This is a genomic window from Haemophilus parainfluenzae (assembly GCF_036288925.1).
In the GTDB taxonomy this organism is placed as follows: domain Bacteria; phylum Pseudomonadota; class Gammaproteobacteria; order Enterobacterales; family Pasteurellaceae; genus Haemophilus_D.
In genome coordinates, this window is sequence record NZ_CP127167.1 from 973699 (window position 1) to 995672 (window position 21974).

A 21974-nucleotide genomic window follows, 5' to 3' on the forward strand; every position below is an offset into this window, starting at 1 on the left:
TATTTTTAATTGAGTTTTCAAAAAACGTTCTTTTTATAGACGTTTTGGTTATTAACCATTCAAACAAACTAATTTTTTCACTTTTTTTGAATTTAGTTGTTGACCAATACTCAAAAAAATAGTTTAATACGCTCCGTTGTCAGGCAGTAGCCAATAACGATAACGCCTCGATAGCTCAGTCGGTAGAGCAGGGGATTGAAAATCCCCGTGTCGGTGGTTCGATTCCGCCTCGAGGCACCATTTCCTCCTTAGTTCAGTCGGTAGAACGGTGGACTGTTAATCCATATGTCGCAGGTTCGAGTCCCGCAGGAGGAGCCAAATTTTAAGAAGCCGCTATTTAATTAGCGGCTTTTGCTTTTCTCTTTGCAAAATATAATTTCTTCATTTCTTTCCAAATAAAAAAATAAATTTTTTCTTAGTATTTTTTTGATCTAGATAAATATTTATAAAAATAATTCAAATAAATTTGTTATGTAGATCACATTTTTATCTTTTATACTTTGCATTCCTTTTTAATCCCTTTCATAATATCGCCGTCATTCAATAAGTGCTTATTAAATGAACAGTTTATAACTAACTCTATAAGGATTCAATATGAATACAATAACTAATAAAAAGTGGAATAAATTTGATGTCGCATGGGTATTAAATTTATTTGGTACTGCCGTTGGTGCCGGTGTGTTATTTTTACCTATTAATGCGGGGATGGGTGGTTTTTGGCCATTAATTATAATGGCGATTCTAGTGGGGCCAATGACTTATTTTGCTCATCGAGGCTTGGCTTATTTCGTATTATCTTCTTCTAAACCTGGCAGTGATATTACTGAAGTAGTTGAAGAACATTTTGGTCCAACAGCAGGAAAATTAATTACACTCTTGTATTTTTTTGCGATCTTTCCTATTTTATTAATTTATGGAAACGGTATTACTAATACGGTTGATTCTTTTATCGTAAACCAATTAGGTATGGCTTCACCAAACCGTGTAATTCTTTCTTTTGTATTAATTGCGGTATTAATTTCGGTAATGCTGTTCAGTGAAAAAGTAATGTTGAAAATCACTGAATTATTAGTTTATCCATTGGTATTGATTCTCTTTGCATTATCAATCTATCTCATTCCTCAATGGAATGCATCAATGCTTTATGAGCTTCCTACTACTGGTGGTTTTATCACTACATTGTGGTTAACTATCCCAGTATTAGTCTTCTCTTTTAACCATTCTCCGGCAATTTCTTCTTTCACGCTTTCTCAACAACGTGAATATAAAGATTTTGATACAACGGAATATCACATTGGTCATACAGAGAAAGGGGCTTCAACTATATTACTTTTCTTCGTGATGTTCTTTGTGTTTAGCTGTGTATTAACGTTAACACCGGTAGAGTTATTAGAGGCAAAAGCACAAAATATCAGTATCTTGTCTTATCTTGCGAATAAATTTGATAATCCATACATTTCTTACTTTGCACCATTAGTGGCTTTCTTAGCGATTACGAGTTCATTCTTTGGCCATTATTTGGGGGCACGTGAAGGCTTAGAAGGCTTATACCTCAAAATGAAAGGTGAAAGTGTGAATCGTAAAAAATTAAATTATGGTACTGCAGTATTCTTCTTATTAACATTATGGGGCGTAGCAATCATTAACCCAAGTATTTTAGGGTTGATTGAATCACTTGGCGGACCAATTATTGCGATGATTCTTTTCATTATGCCAATGTATGCAATCCGTAATGTACCTGCGATGAAACGTTATCAAGGTCGTTTTAGTAATGTATTTGTTACAGTAATGGGATTAATTGCTATCTCTGCGGTCGTATATGGATTATTATAAGCGACTTTTTAGGTTAGCTTAGGATTGAAAATAATATGATTAGTGTATTTGATATGTTTAAAGTGGGGGTTGGGCCATCCAGCTCCCATACTGTCGGCCCGATGAAAGCGGGTAAACAGTTTATTGACGATTTAATCGAGCAAGGTAAATTTGATGCCGTTGCAACCTTGCACGTTGATGTATATGGTTCTCTCTCCATGACGGGGCATGGCCATAATACAGATATCGCGATCATCATGGGATTAGCCGGTTATCTACCGCACGATGTAGACATTGATTTAATCCCAACTTTTATCGAACAGGTTAAACAAACCAAAAAACTGTCGATTGCACAGGGTAAAAAAACGGTTAATTTCGATTGGGATGTCAATATGGTATTCCATAATTCTTTTTTATCGTTGCATGAAAATGGCATGACCATTACTGCATTAGATGCTGAGCGTCATGTGCTTTACCGTCAAACCTATTATTCTATCGGTGGTGGTTTTATTGTTGATGAAGCACATTTTGGTCAAGAGGAAGAGAATCCAGTGGCCGTGCCGTATCCTTATCAATATGCTGAAGATATTTTGAAACATTGTCAGGAAAATGGCTTAATGCTTTCTACGGTAATGATGAGAAATGAGTTAGCATTACGTGATAAAAAAGAGGTTGAAGCGCATTTACATAATGTCTGGAAAACCATGAAAGATTGTATTGAGCATGGTGTCAATACAGAAGGCGTGTTACCTGGCCCATTAAAAGTGGTGCGTCGTGCACCGTCACTTTATCGTTTATTGCAAGCCAATAGTAATCGTCTTGCAAATGATCCAATGCATGTCATCGACTGGGTGAATATGTTTGCCCTTGCGGTAAACGAAGAGAATGCTGCAGGTGGACGTGTCGTGACTGCACCAACTAACGGTGCTTGTGGTATTGTGCCAGCTGTGCTTTCTTATTACGAAAAATTCGTAGGACCTTTAACACAGGATGTGATTGAGCGCTACTTATTGGCTGCTGGTATGATTGGTTCACTTTATAAGATGAATGCGTCTATTTCAGGTGCAGAAGTAGGCTGCCAAGGTGAAGTGGGTGTGGCATGTTCAATGGCTGCAGCGGGTTTAACTGAAATCCTAGGCGGTACGCCAGTACAAGTGTGTATTGCAGCTGAAATTGCGATGGAACATAATCTTGGCTTAACTTGCGACCCTGTTGGAGGCCAAGTACAGGTGCCTTGTATTGAACGTAACGCAATTGCTTCGGTGAAAGCGATTAACGCAAGCCGTATGGCATTACGCCGTACCACAAATCCTCGCGTAACCTTGGATAAAGTGATCGAAACCATGTATGAAACAGGTAAAGATATGAATGCTAAATACCGTGAAACGTCACAAGGTGGCTTAGCGGTGAAAGTAGTGTGTTCTTAAGATTTCATTGATAATAAAAGAGCGGTCAAAAATGACCACTCTTTTATTTATCTAATTTAGTCTTTTTTACCAGCGAATGCTCCTATGTGAGGAGACGTATTGTTATTTACTTCTTTTGTTCTGAATATCCCACCAATTTCATTTGCATTTGGTCCAAAGAAGCCACCTTTAAGAATGACAGGATCTTGCTCTTCTGATGCAAATGAGCTGCCATTAATTTTTGCATTAAGTTGTAATGTTTCAGGAGTTTTATTATTTTCTTCTCTGTTACTGACTTCAATAGCACCATTCACAGTTTTATTATCAAAATTGACGTTAAGTTTTCCTCTAGTTGAATAGTCTGAAACAGAGTGTTTAGTATGGCTAAACATCGGTACTCGAATAGAATAAGTCGCACTTCCTTTTGGCATATCGCGTACATCGGTATATTTACCATTAATAAAAGCATACTCATGCCACTCTGAAATATTGGAAGAAAGTAATCCAACCACTAAGTTATCTGAAGAATAAACCGATACTTTACGAATTTGATCGGGTAGATTATCTTGACCTGTTTGAATATTTCCACCGATAACACGTAACCAACCACTTTGGCTTATTCCATCTTTACTTACTTCAACAAGATCGAATGTTTTTCCTTCAACAGTAATTTGTGAAAGTTTATCAGAATTATTAAACTGAACAGGATTTTGTGAGAGAGATGTCAAATTTACATTAGCAATATAGTTTTTTCCTTCACTGCTGATGGTTTCTTTGGGCGTTTCTGGAGATGGGGTTACTGGATTAGGATTCTCAGAACCACCGCCCCCAGAACCACCGCCCCCAGAACCACAGGCTGAAATTAATAGTACAGATAATGCTGAAATTAAGAAATGTCTTTTCATTTATGAATACTCCTTAGCAAATAACAAGTCGTTTTTGATTTTAGAGATAACTTATTATTTTTACAAGTATTATCTGTCATTTCTCTTTCACATCAATAATCACCACTTCTGATTGAGATCCTAATCGCATTGGAATGCCCCAGAAGCCATAACCAGAAGTGACAAAAACATGTGGATTGCCAATCTTTTCATAGCCATAATCCAAACGATACATCATTTTCGTGATTAAACTGGCTGGGAATATTTGCCCTTTATGTACATGCCCTGAAACTTGAATGTCAAGCGGAAGTGAAGCATGTTTTTCAATATCTGTTGGGCGGTGATCCAATAGGATAGTCGGTAAGTCAGTATTCACTTGTTTTAATAATGTTTCGCTACTTGGTCTATCATGAGCAAGATCGTCATTTCGTCCAATAAGTACCAATTCATTATTTAACGTTAATGTTTCATCTCTTAATACGGTAATACCCGCTTTGCGAATTTCTTGATCAATTCGATCTTGGTCTCCAAATAAATCGTGATTGCCTAGTGTGGCATAAACGCCCATTGGCGCTTTGAGTTTTGCTAGATGAGGTTGCATTTTTTCGGCTAAATAGGCATTGACGTTATCGTCCATAATATCGCCAGGCAGTAAAATGATATCCACCTTTTCTTGCTGCATAATGTCAGCTAGTTTATCCAATTCTTTCCCACCAAATAATTTACCTAAATGGAGATCGCTTGCCATGCCAATTCGAAATGGTTTAATGGGTTTATCTAGCGTAATTTCATAATGAATAACACGGGTTACATAGGCGTTATACACACTTAAAGTAATGATACCAATAAATAAAACGGGATAAGCTATACGCAAAGTGCGGTCGATTTTGGTGATGGATTTGGATTTTCGGAAAAGGAAGTGAATACCTCCCACGGTGATACTCGCAAAGGCTGAAAAAAGAAGCAGCGCGAGCACTAAAGCAATAAGTCGAAATACCGTAAAAAGCTTTAAAAAATGACAAATAACTAAGACATTAGGAAGCAAAAAACTGGTAAAAGTGATAGTTCGTCTTGCCTTTTGGGAGAGTGGTTTGTTTAGCCACCAAATCAGCGTTTTATTAAAAATATAAATCAGCAGTTGTAACAAAATAATAGCTGCCGTAAATATAAAGTAATAACGAGTTTCCATTAGCGATTCCTAAATAAAAGTGCGGTCGTTTTTGACCCAGTTTTGAAGTGTGGAATAATAAATTTCTCTGTTCCCAAAGGCAAATTTTTTCGCTAAAATGCGGCTCGTTTTAGTTAATTTAAGAAGGAAAATCCAATGTTTGGAAAAGGCGGTTTAGGCGGTTTGATGAAACAAGCCCAACAAATGCAAGAAAAAATGCAAAAAATGCAGGAAGAAATTGCCCAATTAGAAGTAACAGGCGAAAGCGGTGCAGGTTTAGTAAAAATCACGATTAATGGTGCGCACAACTGCCGTCGTATTGAGATCGATCCTTCTTTAATGGAAGACGACAAAGAAATGTTGGAAGATTTAATCGCTGCCGCATTCAACGATGCAGTCCGTCGTGCAGAAGAATTGCAAAAAGAAAAAATGGCTTCTGTGACCGCAGGCATGCCATTACCTCCAGGAATGAAACTTCCATTTTAATTCATTGGGTGTGTGAATTTATCGCTTCACACACCATTCATTTTCTCCCATCATAAATACTATGCAAAGCAGTCCACTTTTAGAACATCTTATTGAAAACTTTCGTTGCTTGCCGGGTGTAGGCCCGAAATCAGCGCAGCGCATGGCTTATCATCTTTTACAGCGCAATCGTAGCGGTGGGATGAATTTAGCTCGTGCATTAACGGAAGCGATGTCTAAAATTGGGCATTGTTCGCAGTGTCGTGATTTTACCGAAGAGGAAAGGTGCAATATTTGTAACAATCCTCGCCGTCAAAATTCAGGTTTGCTTTGCGTGGTGGAAATGCCGGCTGATATCCAAGCAATTGAGCAAACAGGCCAGTTTTCTGGACGTTATTTTGTCTTAATGGGGCATTTATCGCCTTTAGATGGTATTGGGCCAAAAGAGATTGGTTTGGATTTATTGCAAAAACGTCTGGTAGAAGAATCTTTCCATGAAGTGATTTTAGCGACCAATCCAACGGTAGAAGGCGATGCCACAGCCAATTATATTGCTGAAATTTGCCATCAACATAATATTAAAGTAAGCCGTATTGCTCACGGGATCCCTGTCGGTGGGGAATTAGAAACTGTGGACGGCACAACCTTAACCCACTCTTTCTTAGGTCGTCGTCAGATCGACTAATCTTATGCGCCTGTTTATTGCCGAGAAACCCAGTCTTGGGCGAGCTATTGCCGATGTATTGCCAAAACCTCATCAACGTGGTGATGGTTTTATTAAATGCGGCAATGATGATGTTGTGACTTGGTGCGTGGGGCATTTGCTCGAACAGGCAGAGCCGGATGCCTACGATCCGAAATTCAAACAATGGCGTTTAGAACATTTACCCATCATTCCTGAAAAATGGATTCTGTTACCGCGAAAAGAAGTCAAAAAACAACTTTCTGTGGTGGAAAAACTGATTCATCAAGCTGATGTTTTAGTTAACGCAGGTGACCCGGATAGAGAAGGGCAGTTGCTGGTGGATGAAGTGTTTAGTTATGCCAATTTATCAGCGGAAAAACGTGATGGCATTTTACGTTGTCTGATTAGCGATCTTAACCCAAGCGCGGTCGAAAAAGCGGTACAAAAACTCCAACCGAATCGTCATTTTATTCCATTAGCCACCTCTGCACTGGCGCGTGCTCGTGCGGATTGGCTTTATGGTATTAATATGACTCGCGCTTATACCATTCGCGGTCGCCAAGCGGGTTATGATGGTGTGCTTTCTGTTGGGCGAGTGCAGACCCCCGTATTAGGTTTGATTGTTCGACGCGATTTGGAAATTGAACATTTCCAACCAAAAGATTTCTATGAAGTGTTGGCATGGATAAAAGACGAAAAAACATCTGAAAATCCGACCGCACTTTTTTCTGCACTTTGGCAACCAAGTAAAGCTTGCGAAGACTACCAAGATGAAGATGGTCGTGTGCTGTCTTTAGGCTTAGCCGAAAATGTGATGAAACGCATTACCGATCAACCTGCCGAAGTGACCGAATATGTAGATAAGCGCGAGAAAGAAACAGCGCCTTTGCCTTACTCGTTGTCAGCATTGCAGATTGATGCGGCAAAACGTTTTGGGATGTCGGCACAGAGCGTGTTGGATACGTGTCAGCGGTTATATGAAACCCATCGTTTGATTACCTATCCTCGTTCTGATTGTCGCTATTTGCCGGAAGAGCATTTTGCTGAGCGACATAAAGTGATGAATGCCATTTCACTGCATTGTCAGACTTATCAAACCTTGCCATCGGTGGTGGATAGCGAGCAGCGTAATCGTTGCTGGAATGATAAAAAAGTGGAAGCGCACCATGCGATTATTCCGACGGCTAACACACGCTCGAGCAATTTAAGCATTGATGAACAACGTATTTATGAATTGATTGCACGCCAGTATTTATTGCAGTTCTGTCCCGATGCGGAATATCGTAAAAGCAAAATTACCTTAAGTATTGCGGGTGGTACTTTTGTGGCGCAAGCTCGTAACTTGCAAACAGCAGGTTGGAAAGCGTTGCTTGGCAAAGAAGACGAAGATGAAAATCAAGAGCCGTTATTGCCGATCGTGAAGAAGGGGCAGATCCTGTATTGTGAACGAGGCGAAGTGGTGAGCAAAAAAACGCAACCGCCAAAACCATTTACCGATGCGACATTGCTTTCCGCCATGACAGGGATTGCACGTTTTGTGCAAGATAAAGAATTGAAAAAAATTCTGCGTGAAACGGATGGGCTTGGCACAGAAGCCACGCGTGCAGGTATTATTGAATTGCTGTTTAAACGCGGTTTTTTGACGAAAAAAGGACGCAATATTCACAGCACAGAAACAGGGCGGATCCTCATTTCAGCTTTGCCGGATATTGCTACGCAACCTGACATGACGGCACATTGGGAAGCGCAATTAACCGATATCAGCCAAAAACAGGCGAGTTATCAGCAATTTATGTTTACGCTTAATCAAATGCTGCCGGATTTAGTGCGTTTTGTTGATTTCACCGCATTACGTCGTTTAAGTCAGATTTCAAAAGGTTTAAGCACACCAGCAACAAAACGAAAAAGAGCGGTCAAAAAATCGGAAGATTTACATGCTGAAAAGTGATTAAACTTAATACAATTAAGCAAAAAAAATGGGAAAGCGCTTGCGAAAAGCAAGAATTTTATATAACATTCACCACCAGTTTTCCTGCGAAATTGCAATTTATAAGAAGAAAGAATAATGTACAATATTTTATTATTTGTTTATGTATTAATTTGTATCGCCTTAATCGGCTTTATCCTTGTTCAACAAGGTAAAGGTGCGAACGCAGGTGCGTCATTTGGCGGCGGTGCATCAGGTACGATGTTTGGTTCTGCAGGTGCAGGTAACTTCTTAACCCGTACCAGTGCAATCTTAGCAACTGGCTTTTTTGTGATTGCTTTAGTGTTAGGTAACATTAACTCTCACCGTGGCAACGTACAAAAAGGTTCGTTTGACGATTTATCTCAAACTGCTGAACAAGTTCAACAACAGCAACAACAAGTTGCTCCAGCGGTTGAAAACAAAAATAATGATATTCCGCAATAAGGAATAAAAACAGAATAAACGCTCTGGTGGTGGAATTGGTAGACACGCTATCTTGAGGGGGTAGTGGCCGCAGGCCGTGCGAGTTCAAGTCTCGCTCAGAGCACCATTTGACTAAACAAAGCCCCGCGAAACTAATCGCGGGGTTTTGTTTTATCCAGGTTTCACAAGGGTTTATAGCACTTTCACCCATCATATCTAATCGTCTCTAATTGTCTTTAATCGCTGTTTTTAGTAACACTATTAGTAACACTGACTTAGTTGATGTTACTATATCTATTATCTTGTATTACTGCGTTAGGGAAGAAATCTTATGTCTAGAACCAAAAAACCTTTAACAGATACAGAAATCAGAAAAGCAAAGCCAAAAGAAAAAGAATATCCATTATCTGATGGTAACGGTCTTATTCTAAGAGTTAAGCCAAACGGATCTAAAATTTGGCTATTTAACTACTATCATCCAGTCACAAAAAAAAGAACAAATGCTGGCCTTGGAATGTATCCCCAAATCCAATTAGCAGATGCTCGTGCTAAACGTGAAGAATATCGTGCGTTACTTGCTAAAGGTATTGATCCACAAGAAGAAAAAATCCGCATCCAACAAGAATATGAAAACCGTCTAAAAGATACGTTCCATTCTGTTGCAGAAAGTTACTTTAATGGTATTTACAAAGAAAAAGCTAAAAATCCAGAAACACGAGAAAAGAATTGGGAACGATTGAAAAATCATATCTTCCCTTATATTGGCGATAAGCATGTATCAGAAATAAAAGTAAAAGAGTTAGTTAGCATTTATGAAAAAATAGCAGATAGAAGTAACACGCTCAAAAAAATCCACCAGCTTGTCAGTGCAATTATGGATCATGCGATAACAAAAGGTATCATAGAAAGCCATAACTGCAGATTGGCCGTGAAAAACTTCTATATAAAATCATCTACGCCACATCCCACTATTAAACTTGATGAACTCTCAAAATTATTCCAAGACTTAGAAAATGCTCGTATAGGGAAAAAAACCTATTTATTAATTTGTTGGTCATTCTTAACTGCATTACGACCAAAAGAGGCAGTAAATGCGGAATGGTCAGAAATTGATTTTGATAACAAGTTGTGGAATATCCCCAAAGAAAAAATGAAAGGGCAAGCAGACAAAAAACGACCGCATACTGTGCCTTTATCTTCACAAGCAATTCAGCTTTTAGAAGTGATGAAACTGTTTTCAGAAAATAGCTCTTTTGTTTTTGCTGGGCGCTCATCAAAAAATCAACCCATGAATAAAGCAACCGTAAATGTTGCTCTAAAACGTATCGGCTATAAAGATAAATTAACTGCTCACGGCATCCGTGCGTTTATTAAAACATTCTTAGCCTCTCATAAAGTTGAACGCAATGTATCTGAAACTATTCTCTCTCATTTATTAGAAGGCGGAGACGACTTAGAAAATACTTACAATCGATATAATTATTTAGAAGAAAGAAAACCCATAATGCAGCTTATCGGTGATTATTGTGAATCTTGCGGAATGAACTTAAATTTATAATTAGTATATTAAAAAAGTTTTTTATAGGTTTTAGTCTTCACCTCTTCACCTTTGGTATTTTTTATTTATAAATCAATGTTTTAAGTGGTGAAGACTACCCTTTTAACCCTTCACCAAGTCTTCACCAAAAGGTGAACACTCAATAAAAAAGCGGGATTTAACCCGCTATTTTTAACTAAACATTTCATTTCGAAAACTATCAAAATCCTTAAAATGGATATTTGTCCTACGTCCAGTTTTGGTATGTCTCTTGATGAAATCATGTTTATTGCCATTCTGTTTTAAGGCTTGCTCAACCCCTATTACAAAGTTGTTCAGCCCTAATTCACCGATATTCATCGCCTTTGTATAGGCTAAATATGCTGGGTAAAGGTGGGTTCTTATTTTGTCTAATCCCATGTTTGTAACACCAATAAAAAGCCCATCTGTTTGTTCTGTCGTGTAGAAATAACCAAAGAAGTCTGTAAGTGGATCAGATAGTTTTTTTACTTCTAACGCCTCTTGGCTTTCCATTTGTGCTTTTAAAGCCTTTTTCGCATCATTTGGATCAGGGAATGAATCAAACACCTTGCGGATAATTCCGCCCACTTCTAGGGTGATTTTATCCATAAAATGCGGATCACGTTCATCTTCTGGCACTATCTTTTTGAAGTCAAAAATAACACGTCTTCGATCAACTCCACCAGAACGCTCTGTAAATGAACAAGGTCTATTATTTATCAGCATAACTAGGGCCGTGATTTTTACGTCAAATGGATCTTGATAATTATATCTTACCCTTACAGTATCCCCGCCAGTGATAGATTTCAAACCGCTGCCGTCTCCAGCATATTTTGATTGTTCAGGGCATAAAATCAGCGTTTTATTTTCAAGTCCAGATAGTCCGCGTTCATCATCAAACTTTTCTAAATTACTTGATGCAGTGTTTTTTACACCAGCCAACAAAGTGGCGATACTGGCAAACACAGATTTACCACTTCCCCCCTTTCCTGTAATTTCAAAGAACATTTGCCAGTTGTAACGATTGGTTAAGATCGCATATAAAACGGCTAGGATGTTTCTAGCTTTATCTTTGTTTCCATCAGATACAAAGCTCAACCATTTGTCAAAGTGTGGCGTATCTGCAGCCTGTTTATCATACTTATGAGGAATAAAAGAGGTTAGCCAGTTTTGCCGATTATGCGATTCAAATTCCATTGTATTGCGATTTAACACACCATTCTCAAAGGCTATCAAATCGTTAGACATTTCTCCCATTCTTGGCAACTGGGCTTTTAATGTCTTGATTAACCGCTCTATTGTAGAATCGCTGTAGTTAAATTCATTTTCATCGAGAAATTTAACTGCTTTCTCTTCCAAGTCATCATTTTCTTGTTTATTCCACGTTTTGCCATCATAAGCATAGATTTCCCTGCAACCACGCTGTAGCGCCATATCTAAATTTAACCACTTTTGAAAGGCTCGTGATTTTTTGTTCGTTCCGTCTTTTTCTTTTAATTTCTCTGGCGGTACTATTTTCTCTGCGAAGTCTGCAGTCTCTTTATCATTACGTAAGAGTTGAATATAACCACTTAAATCTTCTTTAGTCTGCGCTGCAGCATCAAGAAGTTTGACTTCTATCGCATCAGAGTTTTTAGCTAAGTTTTGGCAAATAGCCGTTATTTCAGCTTGTGCCAGTTCACCATATTGAACAAGTTTTACTGATCGTTGATCTTCTTTGACTATGCGGATAGAAGAAATATTCTCTAATTGGTTTTCAGCAAGAATAACTGGTTTTATAGTGCTGTCTAATCCGTGAATTAAAGAACATAACAAGAGCCATTCTTCACCCTTTCCGTTATCCCATGCTTGCCAGGCTTTACGCCCAGCAAGAATAAAAATATCAGAGTAAGGTTCATGTGGTTGATCCGCAAGGTGCGGTGCATTGATTAATTTAGCCATTGTTTGCCTCCTTGCTCCGCATCAATCCCTAATCCAATTCCTGCGCATTGCTTAAATAGAAACGTATCTTTAAACTGAATCACTCTAATTTGCGCAGTAGGGTAGATTGTTTTGAAAGGCGCTATCGCCTCCTCAGCCTCTGCACGTTCTCTTCTTCCCTCTGCGTGAATAATGGGCGCGCGTGCATTGCCTAAGCTAATTTCTAGCGTGTAATGGTTTAAATTAATGGCTCTGATATTTGTGAGTTTACCCTGTTTAGCATAGGTGTGATGAAGGCTTAAAATATCCCCTTTGCTTTCTCGCATCGCGACAACAGTCAGCATAAATAAATCATCAACAACGTGAAAGCCAGCAGTTAAAATAAAAGCAGTTTTACTCATTATTTCCCCCTTGCAATTTATCACCCTCAATGCGTTCAATATTGAGTTGGTTTATTTGTGTGATAACTTCACCGAACTTATGAATTAAGTAGTCATTAGCTTGATTAAAGTTTCTGATTGTTTCTTGGTTATTTGGGTTAAGTTTTGCACCTTTTGCCTTAACCATTTCATTAAATAACTTTCCGCCTGTTTTTAATCTCACCACTAAATCAGTAAGTTCATCTCTAAACTTGATTTTGTGATGGAAGTCATCAGGATAGACTTCTAAACATTTACGGTTGCTATCTAAAATCAGTTTGAATTGGCGCGTAAGCTGGCTACATTTAAAAGCTAATGGATTCGCGTATAGTTTCCCTTGATATTTGTTTTTGGTCTCGCTACCTACGTTTCCTTGCGTATTTTTAACCAGTCCAGAATTGGGCTGGTTGGTGTTAGCAGAATGCAGATTTGCATTGCGGTTATCTTTCCACTGTTGAAGTTGTTGCATTGGGTTACTTGGTTTCATATTGTGCCACCTTTCTAATTGTTGCTGCTTTCTTGATTTGTTCGATTGATGCCGCCAGTCCTTTGTAGTGTCCAGAGTGTAGATAATCTTCTGCAAAGGCTAAGAATTGTTTAATCCGTTTGTAAGATTTCTCTAACTGCTCTGGTGTCGGTGTATAGGGTGCTTTGAATGCTTTGATTTTTTTAGCTTTCATTTTCTCCCCCTATCAAAACCGAGATCACTTCTAACACTCGACCGCAAATATCAGCTTGCCCTATTTCGTGCTTACATCTGATTTTTGCCTGTAACGCCTCTCTAAGAGAGCCATATTCGCCTGCTATGAATTGGCTGCCATTGTCATAAACAAAGATTAATTGATAGGGTAGGTTCACTTGCTCAGTCATTGCTTGCCTCCTGTAAACCTTCAATAAAAGCTATGCGTTCTTCCATATCAATCTTGATATGGCTCAATAGGTTCTTAATGCCTTTGATAGTGTAGGCAATATCAAAAGAATCCATTTCATCGAACAAATCAGGGGTGATAGATAACGCCAATAACATGCTTTCTAATTGTCCTAATCCGTCCATATGGAGCTTTAACGAATTAATCTGGCATTGTTCTACTTGGATAATGCGGTTAGCCATGTGCCACCTCCATTTCAGCAGATACAGAAAGGGTAGGAAGTGCCGCTAAAGCGCGGTTATTTTTGGGGTAGATTTTCATTGTTGGATTTCCGATAGATTTAGTTAATGTAAGAGTATCGCCCGTAAATGGGTGCGATACAGACTCAACTACCGCTATCGAACGGCTAGCCTTATTCGTGCGGATAAACTCCGCCTTATTTCGGCTTATCATCTGTACCGCAAATTCGATATAAGACAACGCATCCGATTTTTCAGGAACGTGCAAGGAATGAATTTTAGGTAAAAAAATACCGCATTGATAAGGGTTGCGGTTGCCCTCGATAGTAGTAGTGCTTTCAATACTACCCACATTCTGCCCTGCTGGCAAGCTGTGATTTTTTACAGAGTAAGATTCAGCTTTAACATCCACCACTGGTGTAAGTTTAGGGTTTTGATTAATTCTGCCAACAAATAACAAGGTATCGCCATCGGTAAAACGTGAGCGTGCTTGTTGTTCATTATCGGCAAGAAGTCTGATTTTGATTTGAGGTGCGCGAATAAGCGCAAAAATGAATTGATACATTTGCGTAAGTTCCTGATGTTGGTTTATAGGAACTACCGCTAGACTTTCCACGGTCGGGCGGTAGAACGTAACAAGGTGGAAAACTGCCACATCAGGAGGGCAGCCAGTCAAAGACTGCTCATTACGCTCTACCATTGAGAGAATGATCGGATTTAGATTGAAAACAAAATCCGCATATTCTTTAGGTGTGCGAATGTTACGAACAAAAAAAGCACGGTCTAATGGAGTGCTATCGTTCGCCTGATGTAAATAGTTCAGCTTTCCACGGCTGGCAATCACTTTTTCTGATTGCGGGAAAATAATGCCAAAACTCACCGCACTTTGTAAAGTAGGGTTTTGTAAATGTTTGTTGAAAATATTTCTAATTTGATTAGAATATTTATGAATTAAGTTCATTTTCATTTCCTGTTTGAATTTAATTGCTTGTTCCAAATACGTTTCTAGTTACGCCATAGTTTCTTTTTCCTCACTATGGCGTTTTTTTCTATTAAGCACGTGCAGCCTTCTGTTCTTCAATCCATTGATTCACTTCTTCTAAATCCCAGCGGACAAAGTTTTGTGAAAAGCGGATTGGTTGAGGGAATTTCTTAGCTTTTACAAGCTCGTTGAGTTTGGTGCGACCAAAGCCAACAATATGGCAAGCGGTTTCACCAGAGATTAGTTTTTGTTGTGGGTTTAAATTTAGATTCATAAGAAAATACCTATCGTTTGTTTAACACTGTGGAATAGCGTTCTATTCCGTTGAGTTGTTCGAACGATAGGTATTTAACCGTAAATTTAATTTTGATGGTCTAGAATATTCCGATTTACATAGAATGTTCCAGATAATGAAAAAAATGTTCTAGATTTCTTATTTCTCTTCAAGATCTCCTAATATACCACGAATAAATTTAGAGCTTGGCGGCATTAGCCCTTTTTGAGTGAAGTCTTGTACTATCTCACCATCTTCCCTCATGTTATCTTCGCCTTTTTTCTTAAAAGCTTTGATTATATCTGTTTGATTTTTATAGCCATATTGAAGATCGATTAAATTAACGATCAATCTAGCCATTGTATTTTTTGTTTTTGTTGAGAGTTTATCGCTTGATTTTTCCTTTTCTAACTTGAAAATCTTAGCGTTTAACTTGCCTATTTCTTCAGGTATTTTATATTTATCGTCAATTACGCCCATGCTAGCTAAAAATACCATTAGATCATCATGTAAAATACAAACTTTAGACATGGGAAATGTCGCATTGTAACTATTACCTATAAAAATTTCGGAGTCATGCTCATCTGAATTGACACTTAACCTCATGGGAAAAGAAAAGATCTCTCCATTTAATATGGTATTAAAAACATGGTTTGGAATTGTAAAATAACCCGAAAACCCAAAACTAAATACTTCAGAGCCGTTGAACACTTTACATCTTTCTCCTAAAAAAGCATCGTCCACTTTATCTTTATAAAATAATGCCACTTGTAGATTTTTGCTTTCGCATACTAAACAACTTCTACCTTCAAGAATTTCAACTACTTTAGATTGCTCATTCTCTATTTTGAAGTTACAGTAAAAAGGATCAATAGAAACTCTATTATTTGGAATTTTTTCTCTATCTATCCTTGTAATATACCTACTATTTCCTTTTAAAAGGAGGGATGAAACTAATACCCCATCACGCAAATAATCTAATAAATCATCTCTATCTATTTTGATTCCATAGTTTATAGACATATAGGCAGCAGCTTTCTCTAGTGAATACGCTTTCTTAGGCAGCATTCTTTTTTCTGGTTCCATAAACGCCCCTTTCGCATTTGTCCTTATGATAGGAACGCACCAACAAGATAAGGTTTCTTGCTTTCGGGGATCAGCCTAGGTGCGCTTTATTCGGTTATTTGTTTTTTATATCTACACTAATATCTATTAAAGTGGTTTCTTTGCCGGTGTTGCCGTCTATCCAGTTTATCGTGCCGGTAATAAGTGGCTTTTGCCTTTCCGGTAATGTTTTCTTGATAACTGCGTTATTTATTTCATATTCTACAGGGCGGTTTTTTCTTTCTTCCCACTCGGCGGCCAGCCGTTTATTTTCTTTCCGGTGCTTATATTCATCGTAAATAAGCCAACCGATAGTAAATGAAAGCCCGCCGGCTAAACCAAAGGCCACAATAAACCACCAGTCTTGAAAGGTAACTATTGCTAATACGACAAAAAAAGCAGCAACCATACACTTTATTGCAACTAGTATCAGACCCATAGTTCCCCCTTATTTTTACTGGTTATTATAACAAATAACATAGTAACAAAGGGGGGAAAATTCAATAGTATAAGGAAAATATTTTATTATTCATCACTTACCGGCATTGATTCTTTTTTGCTGTTTTAGCATGGCATCAAGTTGTTTCTTGGCAATAAAGTAAATCGTTTCTAACGCGTCCATATTCGGGCTATTTGGTCGGCTGTCTATTTCTCGCTTGGCCGCATTACATTTACATTTTAATGCGTGAATAACTTCACTTATTGGATAGGGTTCTTCATCATCGTAAAGGCTGACAAAGGTAAAAAGTGCGGTCGATTTTTTATAGTGGTTCACCGCTGAAAGAAGTAAGTTTTGTTTTGCCTGTTTACATCTCATAAATCAATCCCATTAAATTGTTCCAATGCCTGTTTGTGTTCTTCTGATAACTCAAAAATCAGATCGCCATATTCAAGTTGATAGGTGCCGAATGACATCAAGAAAGCTACTGCCGGATCGATTTTGTTTGCGGCCTTCTTCTTGTTTGGCTTTATGTTGGCGTTGGCATCGGTTTCCATCACCACATTGGATAACGCCCAGGTAAGCACCGGATCGCCGTTGTGTTCTATCATCTGTCTGTTTATTAAAACTTCCGCACTTTTTGCCACTGGGCTAAATCGTTGGTATGTTTGCGGGAATGGCTCTACTTCAAGCCCAGCCGCTTGTAATTGTGTTCGTAAATGGGTTGCGTTCCATACATCAAAGCCTGTCATCTTGATATTGAAACGTTCAGCATCTTTCAGAATATCGTCTCTGATTTTGTCGTAGTCGATGCAATCCCCTTCCGTTGCTATTAGCCAACCACTGCGCACCCAGTTTCGATACATTGCGCGGTTTTTATTTGCCACGTTGTTAAGTTGGAATTCGGGAATGTAGTGCCGTGTAAGCAAGCGCACTTTGTTTCCGTGTGGGAATGTATAACAAAGGCTTGTTAAGTCGTTGGTACTTGATAAATCTAGCCCTAAATAGCAATCTTGATGAAGTAAATCGCTTTCCGTGTACTGCCGTTCACATTGCGCCCAGTTTCCATCACCTAGCCACGGCGTAGAGCCTTGACACCATACATTAAAGCGCTTAGTTAGCATTTCTACCCATTCGGACGGAATACCCCTAGCCTTCTTGATAGTGTTCTCAAAATCAAGGTAAGGAATGGATTTACCTATATTCGGATTTGATTTTATCCAGTTCTCTTGATTGTCGATTTCGTTTTCTTCGTCTAACTCAAAAATCAACACAAATAGGCTTTCATTCTGATCATTTCCTTCAAGGATTTGAGCGCAATAATCATAATGCTGTTTACAGGCTGAAATAACGTTACTTCCGGCTGTTGTAATAGCAAAGAGTAAACCTTCAGGACGTGCGCCTTGTCCTAGCTCTAACGCGCTATATACGCTGTTGTCCGTGTGTAGGTGATATTCATCAACAATCGCTAAACTAGGGTTTGTTCCTTCAATGGTTGAAGATTTAGCGGCAAGCGGTCGCATAATGCTGTTATTCTTCGGATTGATTAGCTTGTGTTGTTGAATATTAAGGCGCTTTTTCAATGGCGCTGAAAGTAAGCACATTTGACGAGCATCATCAAAAACAATTCTTGCTTGATCTCGGCTAACGGCTGCGGTGTATATATCCTGTTGTCCGCCTTCCATCACTAAAAACCAATTGGCTAAAACGGCTGCTACCGTTGATTTTGCGTTCTTTCTTGCTACTTGAACGTAAGCAGAGCGATATTTTCTTAATCCCGTATCTTTTCGTTTAAAGCCCAGAATATTGGCAAAGAGGAAAACTTGCCAATCTGAAAGAATAATCGGCTCACCTCTCAAGTGTCCTTTAACGTGTGGGCATAGTTTCGAGAAAGCGATAAATTTTTCTACCGCACTTTGATCAAAGAAATAATCGGGATTGTTTAAATCGTTAAAATAACGCTCTACGGCTTGTTTTATCTTCTTACAAGCCACTATTTCACCTGTTTGAACTTTTTTCGCGTATTCGTGCCAGATTTCCATTTTTCGCCTACATTGTGAGGATTTCATCCAACATATCAGTAACGTCTGTTTCTACTGGATTTTTACGGCGACTTACCGGGTCAAAGCCCAAAAGTGCGGACATCTTGATCATCACTTTTTCCGCATCAGCTTTCGCTGATAGTGCCGGATTGCGTGATTGCGTACCTTGACTGTTTACAATGGAAAAGCCGTTTTTCGCAATATCCGCTACCGCACTTCGGAATAGTGAATAGTTAATACAGTAGATTTCAAGATTGGTTAAATCTTCCGGTTTAATATCGCCACGATCCGAAAGCTGCGTAATGCGTGCTTTCCATTGGCTTTTAGCCAGTTCGTCTAAGAAATCAGGGGCTTTATATTTGGTTCGTTTCGTCATTTATGCTTTTCCTTATTTTCAAAAAATTTGCCTTGCGTAAAAATTTGAGTAGGGGGGCGGTTCTTTAGGCTTGCCACTTTCTTTCAAAAACTCCCCCCACCTTGTCTAATCAATCTTCTTCGCACCAAATCCGCGTTGGTCTATCACTCGTGTTTTATAGCTATGGCAATCACGACATAAAGATTGATGGTTAGATTCAACCCAAAATAGCGGGTCTGCTTGTCCGTTCTCGACTGGCTTGATATGGTCTATCACTGTAGCGGGCGTGTAGATACCTTTCTCTAAGCACATCACGCAAAGAGGGTGATGCTTTAAGTACTGTGCTCGGTATTTGCTCCACTTATGGTCGTAACCGCGTGCGCGACTGCTTGGTCGGTTGTCCTTTGGCTTATGCTCTTCACATCTGCCCGACTTCACTTTATTTCTACATCCTGGATAACTACAACGTCTTAACGGTTGATAAGGCATATCGGTTACTAAATCCTTAGTAAGCGCAAGGCTCTCTATAGACTTCCCATAATGCGGAAATCGTCATGGGTGCTTGTTTAAGATTGGCTAAATCTGTTATAGCCTCACGGTTTGTGTAAAGGTAGGCAATATACATTAAGCAGCCGACTTTAATTGATGGCGTAAACGGAACGGTATTTTCGGTTTCTTCATCACCAAAGGTTTTGCCTATATGCTTTTGGCATACTTCCAATGTAGCGACCTTATAGGTTTCGAGTAACGCATCATCTAAATCATGATCGAGATTTAAATGTTGCTTAATTTCTTCTAGTTCAATTTGTGCCATTGCCTAATAACTCCTTACAGATTAGTTGAAGTTCACGGTGAGATTCCTTGCTGTCTATGATATTGGTTATCTCAAGTAGCCTTGTACCATACTTCACTCGCATAGTGCGATCGACTTCTATCCCATAACGAACCCTAACCCTTACAATGTTCTCCCCTAGAGGCACTGCCCCAGAGAAGAACTCTCTACCTTGTAATGGCTCAACTGCAGCTCGAACATTAGAGATAGTTCTCCATTTACTCACAATGCCGCCATAGTCGTTCTGTTCGTTTACTTGCTTTTGTAAATCAATCACCTTGTTATATTTCCCCGCTTTAAGCATCACTGCCATTGCTTGCCCCCTGTTCTTGTTCATCACCGCGTTTAACTTCTACGGTTTGTTTCCAAGCCTGGCTAAATTCATCTCCACCTTCATAAGGCGGTAAACCTTCACGGCGGCGAACTTCATTTGGAGACATTACACCCGCTTTGATTGCTACATCATAGCTACTGAAACGTTCGCTTTGACTGGTGCGTAATAAGTCGCTTGTATCAAATTCGATTAAGTAACGTTTCTTGCTGTTGCTGCCTAAATTAATCATCAAGGCATCTTTGAGTTGTTGTTCAAAGTTAGTAAGCCAAGGGCGCAAGGTTTGAGAAAGAAATGCGCGGCTCGCCTCACTAAAATTCGCATAGCTACTATTCGAGTAGTCTTGTAAGAAAATTGGGCTAATATTGTAGATTCGGGCTATATCGGAAATGGTAAACGTGCGACTGGCTAACCATTCTGCATCTTGGTTTGTCATGCCTAATTGTTTATATTCCATTGAGCCTTCAAGAATAGGCGTTTTACCCGCATTCTTTGCCCCCTTGTAACGTTCAAGGGCTTTGACGGCTTTCTGCGCTTTTGCATCATCTAACCATTCTGCCGTTGAGATAAGCCCGCTTGCCATCAATCCGTTTTTCATAATGGCTGCACCATGGCGTTGCTGGGCTAAACCTAATCCCACCGTTTCACGACAAACTGTTATCGGAGAACGCCCCATAAATCCATCAACAGAACTATGGCGTAAATGTAAAATCTCATCTTGAAGATAGTTTTTTGTTACCCCGTTTAAGTCTGTGATTTGATAAATATATTCACCCGTTACTTTACGGAAGATATTTACCGCACTGGGTTGATAAGGAGTAAGGCTTATTGGTTCGCCTTTGTTATTCCACTCAATCACGGCATAAGCGTTACCATTTAGCAAACAATGGCGCATCATCGTATTTTTGAATTGATACGGTGTTTGGCTGCGGTTTGGCATTTCATTGAGAAGATATTCAACAGGATGACGATAGATTCTTTCTCGGCCATCTTCTTTTAATGCGTATAGATAACAAGGCATTGATGCCACCGCCTCCGAAATGACGGTAACGGCATTCATCACGGCAGGTAACGATTCTGCAGTTTGTGGACTGACAAATTCGCCCGCGCCTGTATTGTTTACGCCCATGTAAGATAAAAGCTCTTCTATTGTGGTTGGCTCGCTACGTTGCTCTTTTCGTCTAAAAGGATTCCACATATTAAGCCTCCATCACATCAAGCCACTGTTTCAAAAGTGCGGTAGAGTGTTCTTGTGTTTTTTCTTTGGCCGCGACCATTGAACGCTTAGCAATTGCTACGCTACTTTCAGGATAGGCAGGAATGCTTGTTACGGTAACTTCAAAGAGTTCGGCTTTTTGTACGGTTCGTTGGCAAGGCTCTACATCAAAATTCCATGTTTCTTCTTTAGCCCAAAAGCCGAAAGACATTCCGCTAATATCGCCGCGTTCAACACTTACCAACAAATCACGCCCTAAGGTGGTATCAGGTGGTGTTAATTCAAAACGTAAGCCGATTGAATCTTCTTCTAGTTTTAATGTTCCCGCACTAGTGCGACCGAGTAACTTGGTGTAGTCGTGTTCAAAGAGTGCGCGAACATCTTCGCCACTGGCTAAACTTTCACTGAATGCTTTAGGCGCAAAGGATTCTACAAAATCACAGTAAAGCACTTGTGAAGGGCTGTTCCATTTGACCGCATAACCAACGAGCTTTTGATTCTCTTCATCCGTTGAAATGGTTGCAGAGCGGATTTCAAATTCTTTCTTCATTTTTCACCTATTAAGCAAAAAAGGGCTTTCGC

27 protein-coding genes and 3 tRNA genes are annotated in these 21974 nt (G+C 39.2%); 10 read left to right on the forward strand and 20 right to left on the reverse strand.

Annotated elements, in window-relative coordinates:
- Positions 1–164: 164 nt before the first annotated feature.
- The 4 genes from QQS40_RS04970 (at position 165) to QQS40_RS04985 (ending at position 3239) form a co-directional block, all read left to right on the forward strand.
- Positions 165–240: transfer RNA gene (locus QQS40_RS04970), tRNA-Phe, on the forward strand.
- Positions 241–242: 2 nt separating this feature from the next.
- Positions 243–318, forward strand: a tRNA-Asn gene (locus QQS40_RS04975).
- 276 nt (positions 319–594) lie between these two features.
- A complete protein-coding gene (locus tag QQS40_RS04980; RefSeq protein ID WP_289901574.1) occupies positions 595–1833 on the forward strand; it encodes an HAAAP family serine/threonine permease in 1239 nt (412 codons plus the stop codon).
- 35 nt (positions 1834–1868) lie between these two features.
- Positions 1869–3239 (forward strand): L-serine ammonia-lyase, encoded by a 1371-nt coding sequence (locus QQS40_RS04985; RefSeq protein ID WP_329506525.1) that lies wholly within the window; start codon positions 1869–1871, stop codon positions 3237–3239.
- A gap of 56 nt (positions 3240–3295) precedes the next feature.
- Here QQS40_RS04985 and QQS40_RS04990 read toward each other — a convergent pair whose 3' ends face one another.
- Positions 3296–4123, reverse strand: coding sequence for a transferrin-binding protein-like solute binding protein (locus tag QQS40_RS04990; protein WP_329506527.1), 828 nt, complete (start codon positions 4121–4123; stop codon positions 3296–3298).
- A gap of 76 nt (positions 4124–4199) precedes the next feature.
- A complete protein-coding gene (locus QQS40_RS04995) occupies positions 4200–5291 on the reverse strand; it encodes a metallophosphoesterase (RefSeq protein ID WP_329506529.1) in 1092 nt (363 codons plus the stop codon).
- A gap of 135 nt (positions 5292–5426) precedes the next feature.
- On the opposite strand from QQS40_RS04995, the gene QQS40_RS05000 reads away from it, so the two are divergent.
- From QQS40_RS05000 to QQS40_RS05025, 6 genes are all read left to right on the forward strand, one after another.
- Positions 5427–5756 (forward strand): YbaB/EbfC family nucleoid-associated protein, encoded by a 330-nt coding sequence (locus QQS40_RS05000; protein WP_005696839.1) that lies wholly within the window; start codon positions 5427–5429, stop codon positions 5754–5756.
- A 61-nt stretch (positions 5757–5817) separates the two neighbouring features.
- The gene (gene recR, locus QQS40_RS05005; protein WP_289901572.1) at positions 5818–6420 is read left to right on the forward strand and encodes a recombination mediator RecR; all 603 of its coding nucleotides are present in this window, start codon (positions 5818–5820) and stop codon (positions 6418–6420) included.
- 4 nt (positions 6421–6424) lie between these two features.
- A complete protein-coding gene (locus tag QQS40_RS05010; RefSeq protein WP_329506531.1) occupies positions 6425–8368 on the forward strand; it encodes a DNA topoisomerase III in 1944 nt (647 codons plus the stop codon).
- 117 nt (positions 8369–8485) lie between these two features.
- Positions 8486–8833, forward strand: a complete 348-nt coding sequence (secG, locus tag QQS40_RS05015) for a preprotein translocase subunit SecG (protein ID WP_070582988.1) — start codon at positions 8486–8488, stop codon at positions 8831–8833.
- Positions 8834–8853: 20 nt separating this feature from the next.
- Positions 8854–8939 (forward strand) — tRNA-Leu (locus QQS40_RS05020).
- Positions 8940–9143: 204 nt separating this feature from the next.
- A complete protein-coding gene (locus QQS40_RS05025) occupies positions 9144–10370 on the forward strand; it encodes a tyrosine-type recombinase/integrase (RefSeq protein ID WP_329506534.1) in 1227 nt (408 codons plus the stop codon).
- 171 nt (positions 10371–10541) lie between these two features.
- On the opposite strand, the gene QQS40_RS05030 is transcribed toward QQS40_RS05025, so the two are convergent.
- The 18 genes from QQS40_RS05030 to QQS40_RS05115 form a co-directional block, all read right to left on the reverse strand.
- A complete protein-coding gene (locus tag QQS40_RS05030; RefSeq protein WP_329506536.1) occupies positions 10542–12311 on the reverse strand; it encodes a DNA primase family protein in 1770 nt (589 codons plus the stop codon).
- Positions 12299–12691: a hypothetical protein gene (locus QQS40_RS05035; RefSeq protein ID WP_118856813.1), complete on the reverse strand. Its 393-nt coding sequence runs from the start codon at positions 12689–12691 to the stop codon at positions 12299–12301. Before QQS40_RS05035 ends, QQS40_RS05030 begins: the two co-directional genes overlap by 13 nt.
- Entirely contained in the window at positions 12684–13196 is a 513-nt protein-coding gene (locus tag QQS40_RS05040) for a hypothetical protein (protein ID WP_329506543.1), read from the reverse strand. Before QQS40_RS05040 ends, QQS40_RS05035 begins: the two co-directional genes overlap by 8 nt.
- Positions 13183–13389: a hypothetical protein gene (locus QQS40_RS05045; protein ID WP_329506545.1), complete on the reverse strand. Its 207-nt coding sequence runs from the start codon at positions 13387–13389 to the stop codon at positions 13183–13185. The genes QQS40_RS05040 and QQS40_RS05045 overlap by 14 nt, the downstream gene beginning before the upstream one ends.
- Positions 13379–13579, reverse strand: coding sequence for a hypothetical protein (locus tag QQS40_RS05050; RefSeq protein ID WP_329506548.1), 201 nt, complete (start codon positions 13577–13579; stop codon positions 13379–13381). Before QQS40_RS05050 ends, QQS40_RS05045 begins: the two co-directional genes overlap by 11 nt.
- Complete coding sequence (locus QQS40_RS05055; protein WP_329506550.1) at positions 13572–13820, reverse strand: hypothetical protein; 249 nt, start codon at positions 13818–13820, stop codon at positions 13572–13574. Before QQS40_RS05055 ends, QQS40_RS05050 begins: the two co-directional genes overlap by 8 nt.
- Entirely contained in the window at positions 13813–14778 is a 966-nt protein-coding gene (locus QQS40_RS05060; protein WP_329506552.1) for a host cell division inhibitor Icd-like protein, read from the reverse strand. The genes QQS40_RS05055 and QQS40_RS05060 overlap by 8 nt, the downstream gene beginning before the upstream one ends.
- 91 nt (positions 14779–14869) lie before the next feature.
- Complete coding sequence (locus QQS40_RS05065; protein WP_329506554.1) at positions 14870–15073, reverse strand: helix-turn-helix transcriptional regulator; 204 nt, start codon at positions 15071–15073, stop codon at positions 14870–14872.
- Positions 15074–15232: 159 nt separating this feature from the next.
- Positions 15233–16159, reverse strand: a complete 927-nt coding sequence (locus QQS40_RS05070) for a hypothetical protein (RefSeq protein WP_329506556.1) — start codon at positions 16157–16159, stop codon at positions 15233–15235.
- A gap of 94 nt (positions 16160–16253) precedes the next feature.
- Positions 16254–16616 carry a hypothetical protein gene (locus QQS40_RS05075; RefSeq protein ID WP_329506558.1) on the reverse strand — a complete coding sequence of 121 codons (363 nt, stop codon included), beginning with the start codon at positions 16614–16616 and terminating at the stop codon, positions 16254–16256.
- A gap of 93 nt (positions 16617–16709) precedes the next feature.
- Complete coding sequence (locus QQS40_RS05080; RefSeq protein WP_070775428.1) at positions 16710–16994, reverse strand: hypothetical protein; 285 nt, start codon at positions 16992–16994, stop codon at positions 16710–16712.
- Positions 16991–18658 carry a terminase large subunit gene (locus QQS40_RS05085; RefSeq protein ID WP_329506561.1) on the reverse strand — a complete coding sequence of 556 codons (1668 nt, stop codon included), beginning with the start codon at positions 18656–18658 and terminating at the stop codon, positions 16991–16993. Before QQS40_RS05085 ends, QQS40_RS05080 begins: the two co-directional genes overlap by 4 nt.
- 7 nt (positions 18659–18665) lie before the next feature.
- The gene (locus tag QQS40_RS05090) at positions 18666–19034 is read right to left on the reverse strand and encodes a phage terminase small subunit P27 family (protein WP_065243198.1); all 369 of its coding nucleotides are present in this window, start codon (positions 19032–19034) and stop codon (positions 18666–18668) included.
- Between the two features lie 105 nt (positions 19035–19139).
- A complete protein-coding gene (locus tag QQS40_RS05095; protein WP_111696305.1) occupies positions 19140–19502 on the reverse strand; it encodes an HNH endonuclease signature motif containing protein in 363 nt (120 codons plus the stop codon).
- Positions 19503–19518: 16 nt separating this feature from the next.
- Entirely contained in the window at positions 19519–19827 is a 309-nt protein-coding gene (locus QQS40_RS05100; protein WP_005633852.1) for a head-tail connector protein, read from the reverse strand.
- Complete coding sequence (locus QQS40_RS05105; RefSeq protein WP_005633854.1) at positions 19814–20158, reverse strand: phage head closure protein; 345 nt, start codon at positions 20156–20158, stop codon at positions 19814–19816. Before QQS40_RS05105 ends, QQS40_RS05100 begins: the two co-directional genes overlap by 14 nt.
- Complete coding sequence (locus tag QQS40_RS05110; RefSeq protein WP_329506569.1) at positions 20142–21374, reverse strand: phage portal protein; 1233 nt, start codon at positions 21372–21374, stop codon at positions 20142–20144. The genes QQS40_RS05105 and QQS40_RS05110 overlap by 17 nt, the downstream gene beginning before the upstream one ends.
- 1 nt (position 21375) lies before the next feature.
- The gene (locus tag QQS40_RS05115) at positions 21376–21942 is read right to left on the reverse strand and encodes an HK97 family phage prohead protease (protein ID WP_329506571.1); all 567 of its coding nucleotides are present in this window, start codon (positions 21940–21942) and stop codon (positions 21376–21378) included.
- Positions 21943–21974: the final 32 nt, after the last annotated feature.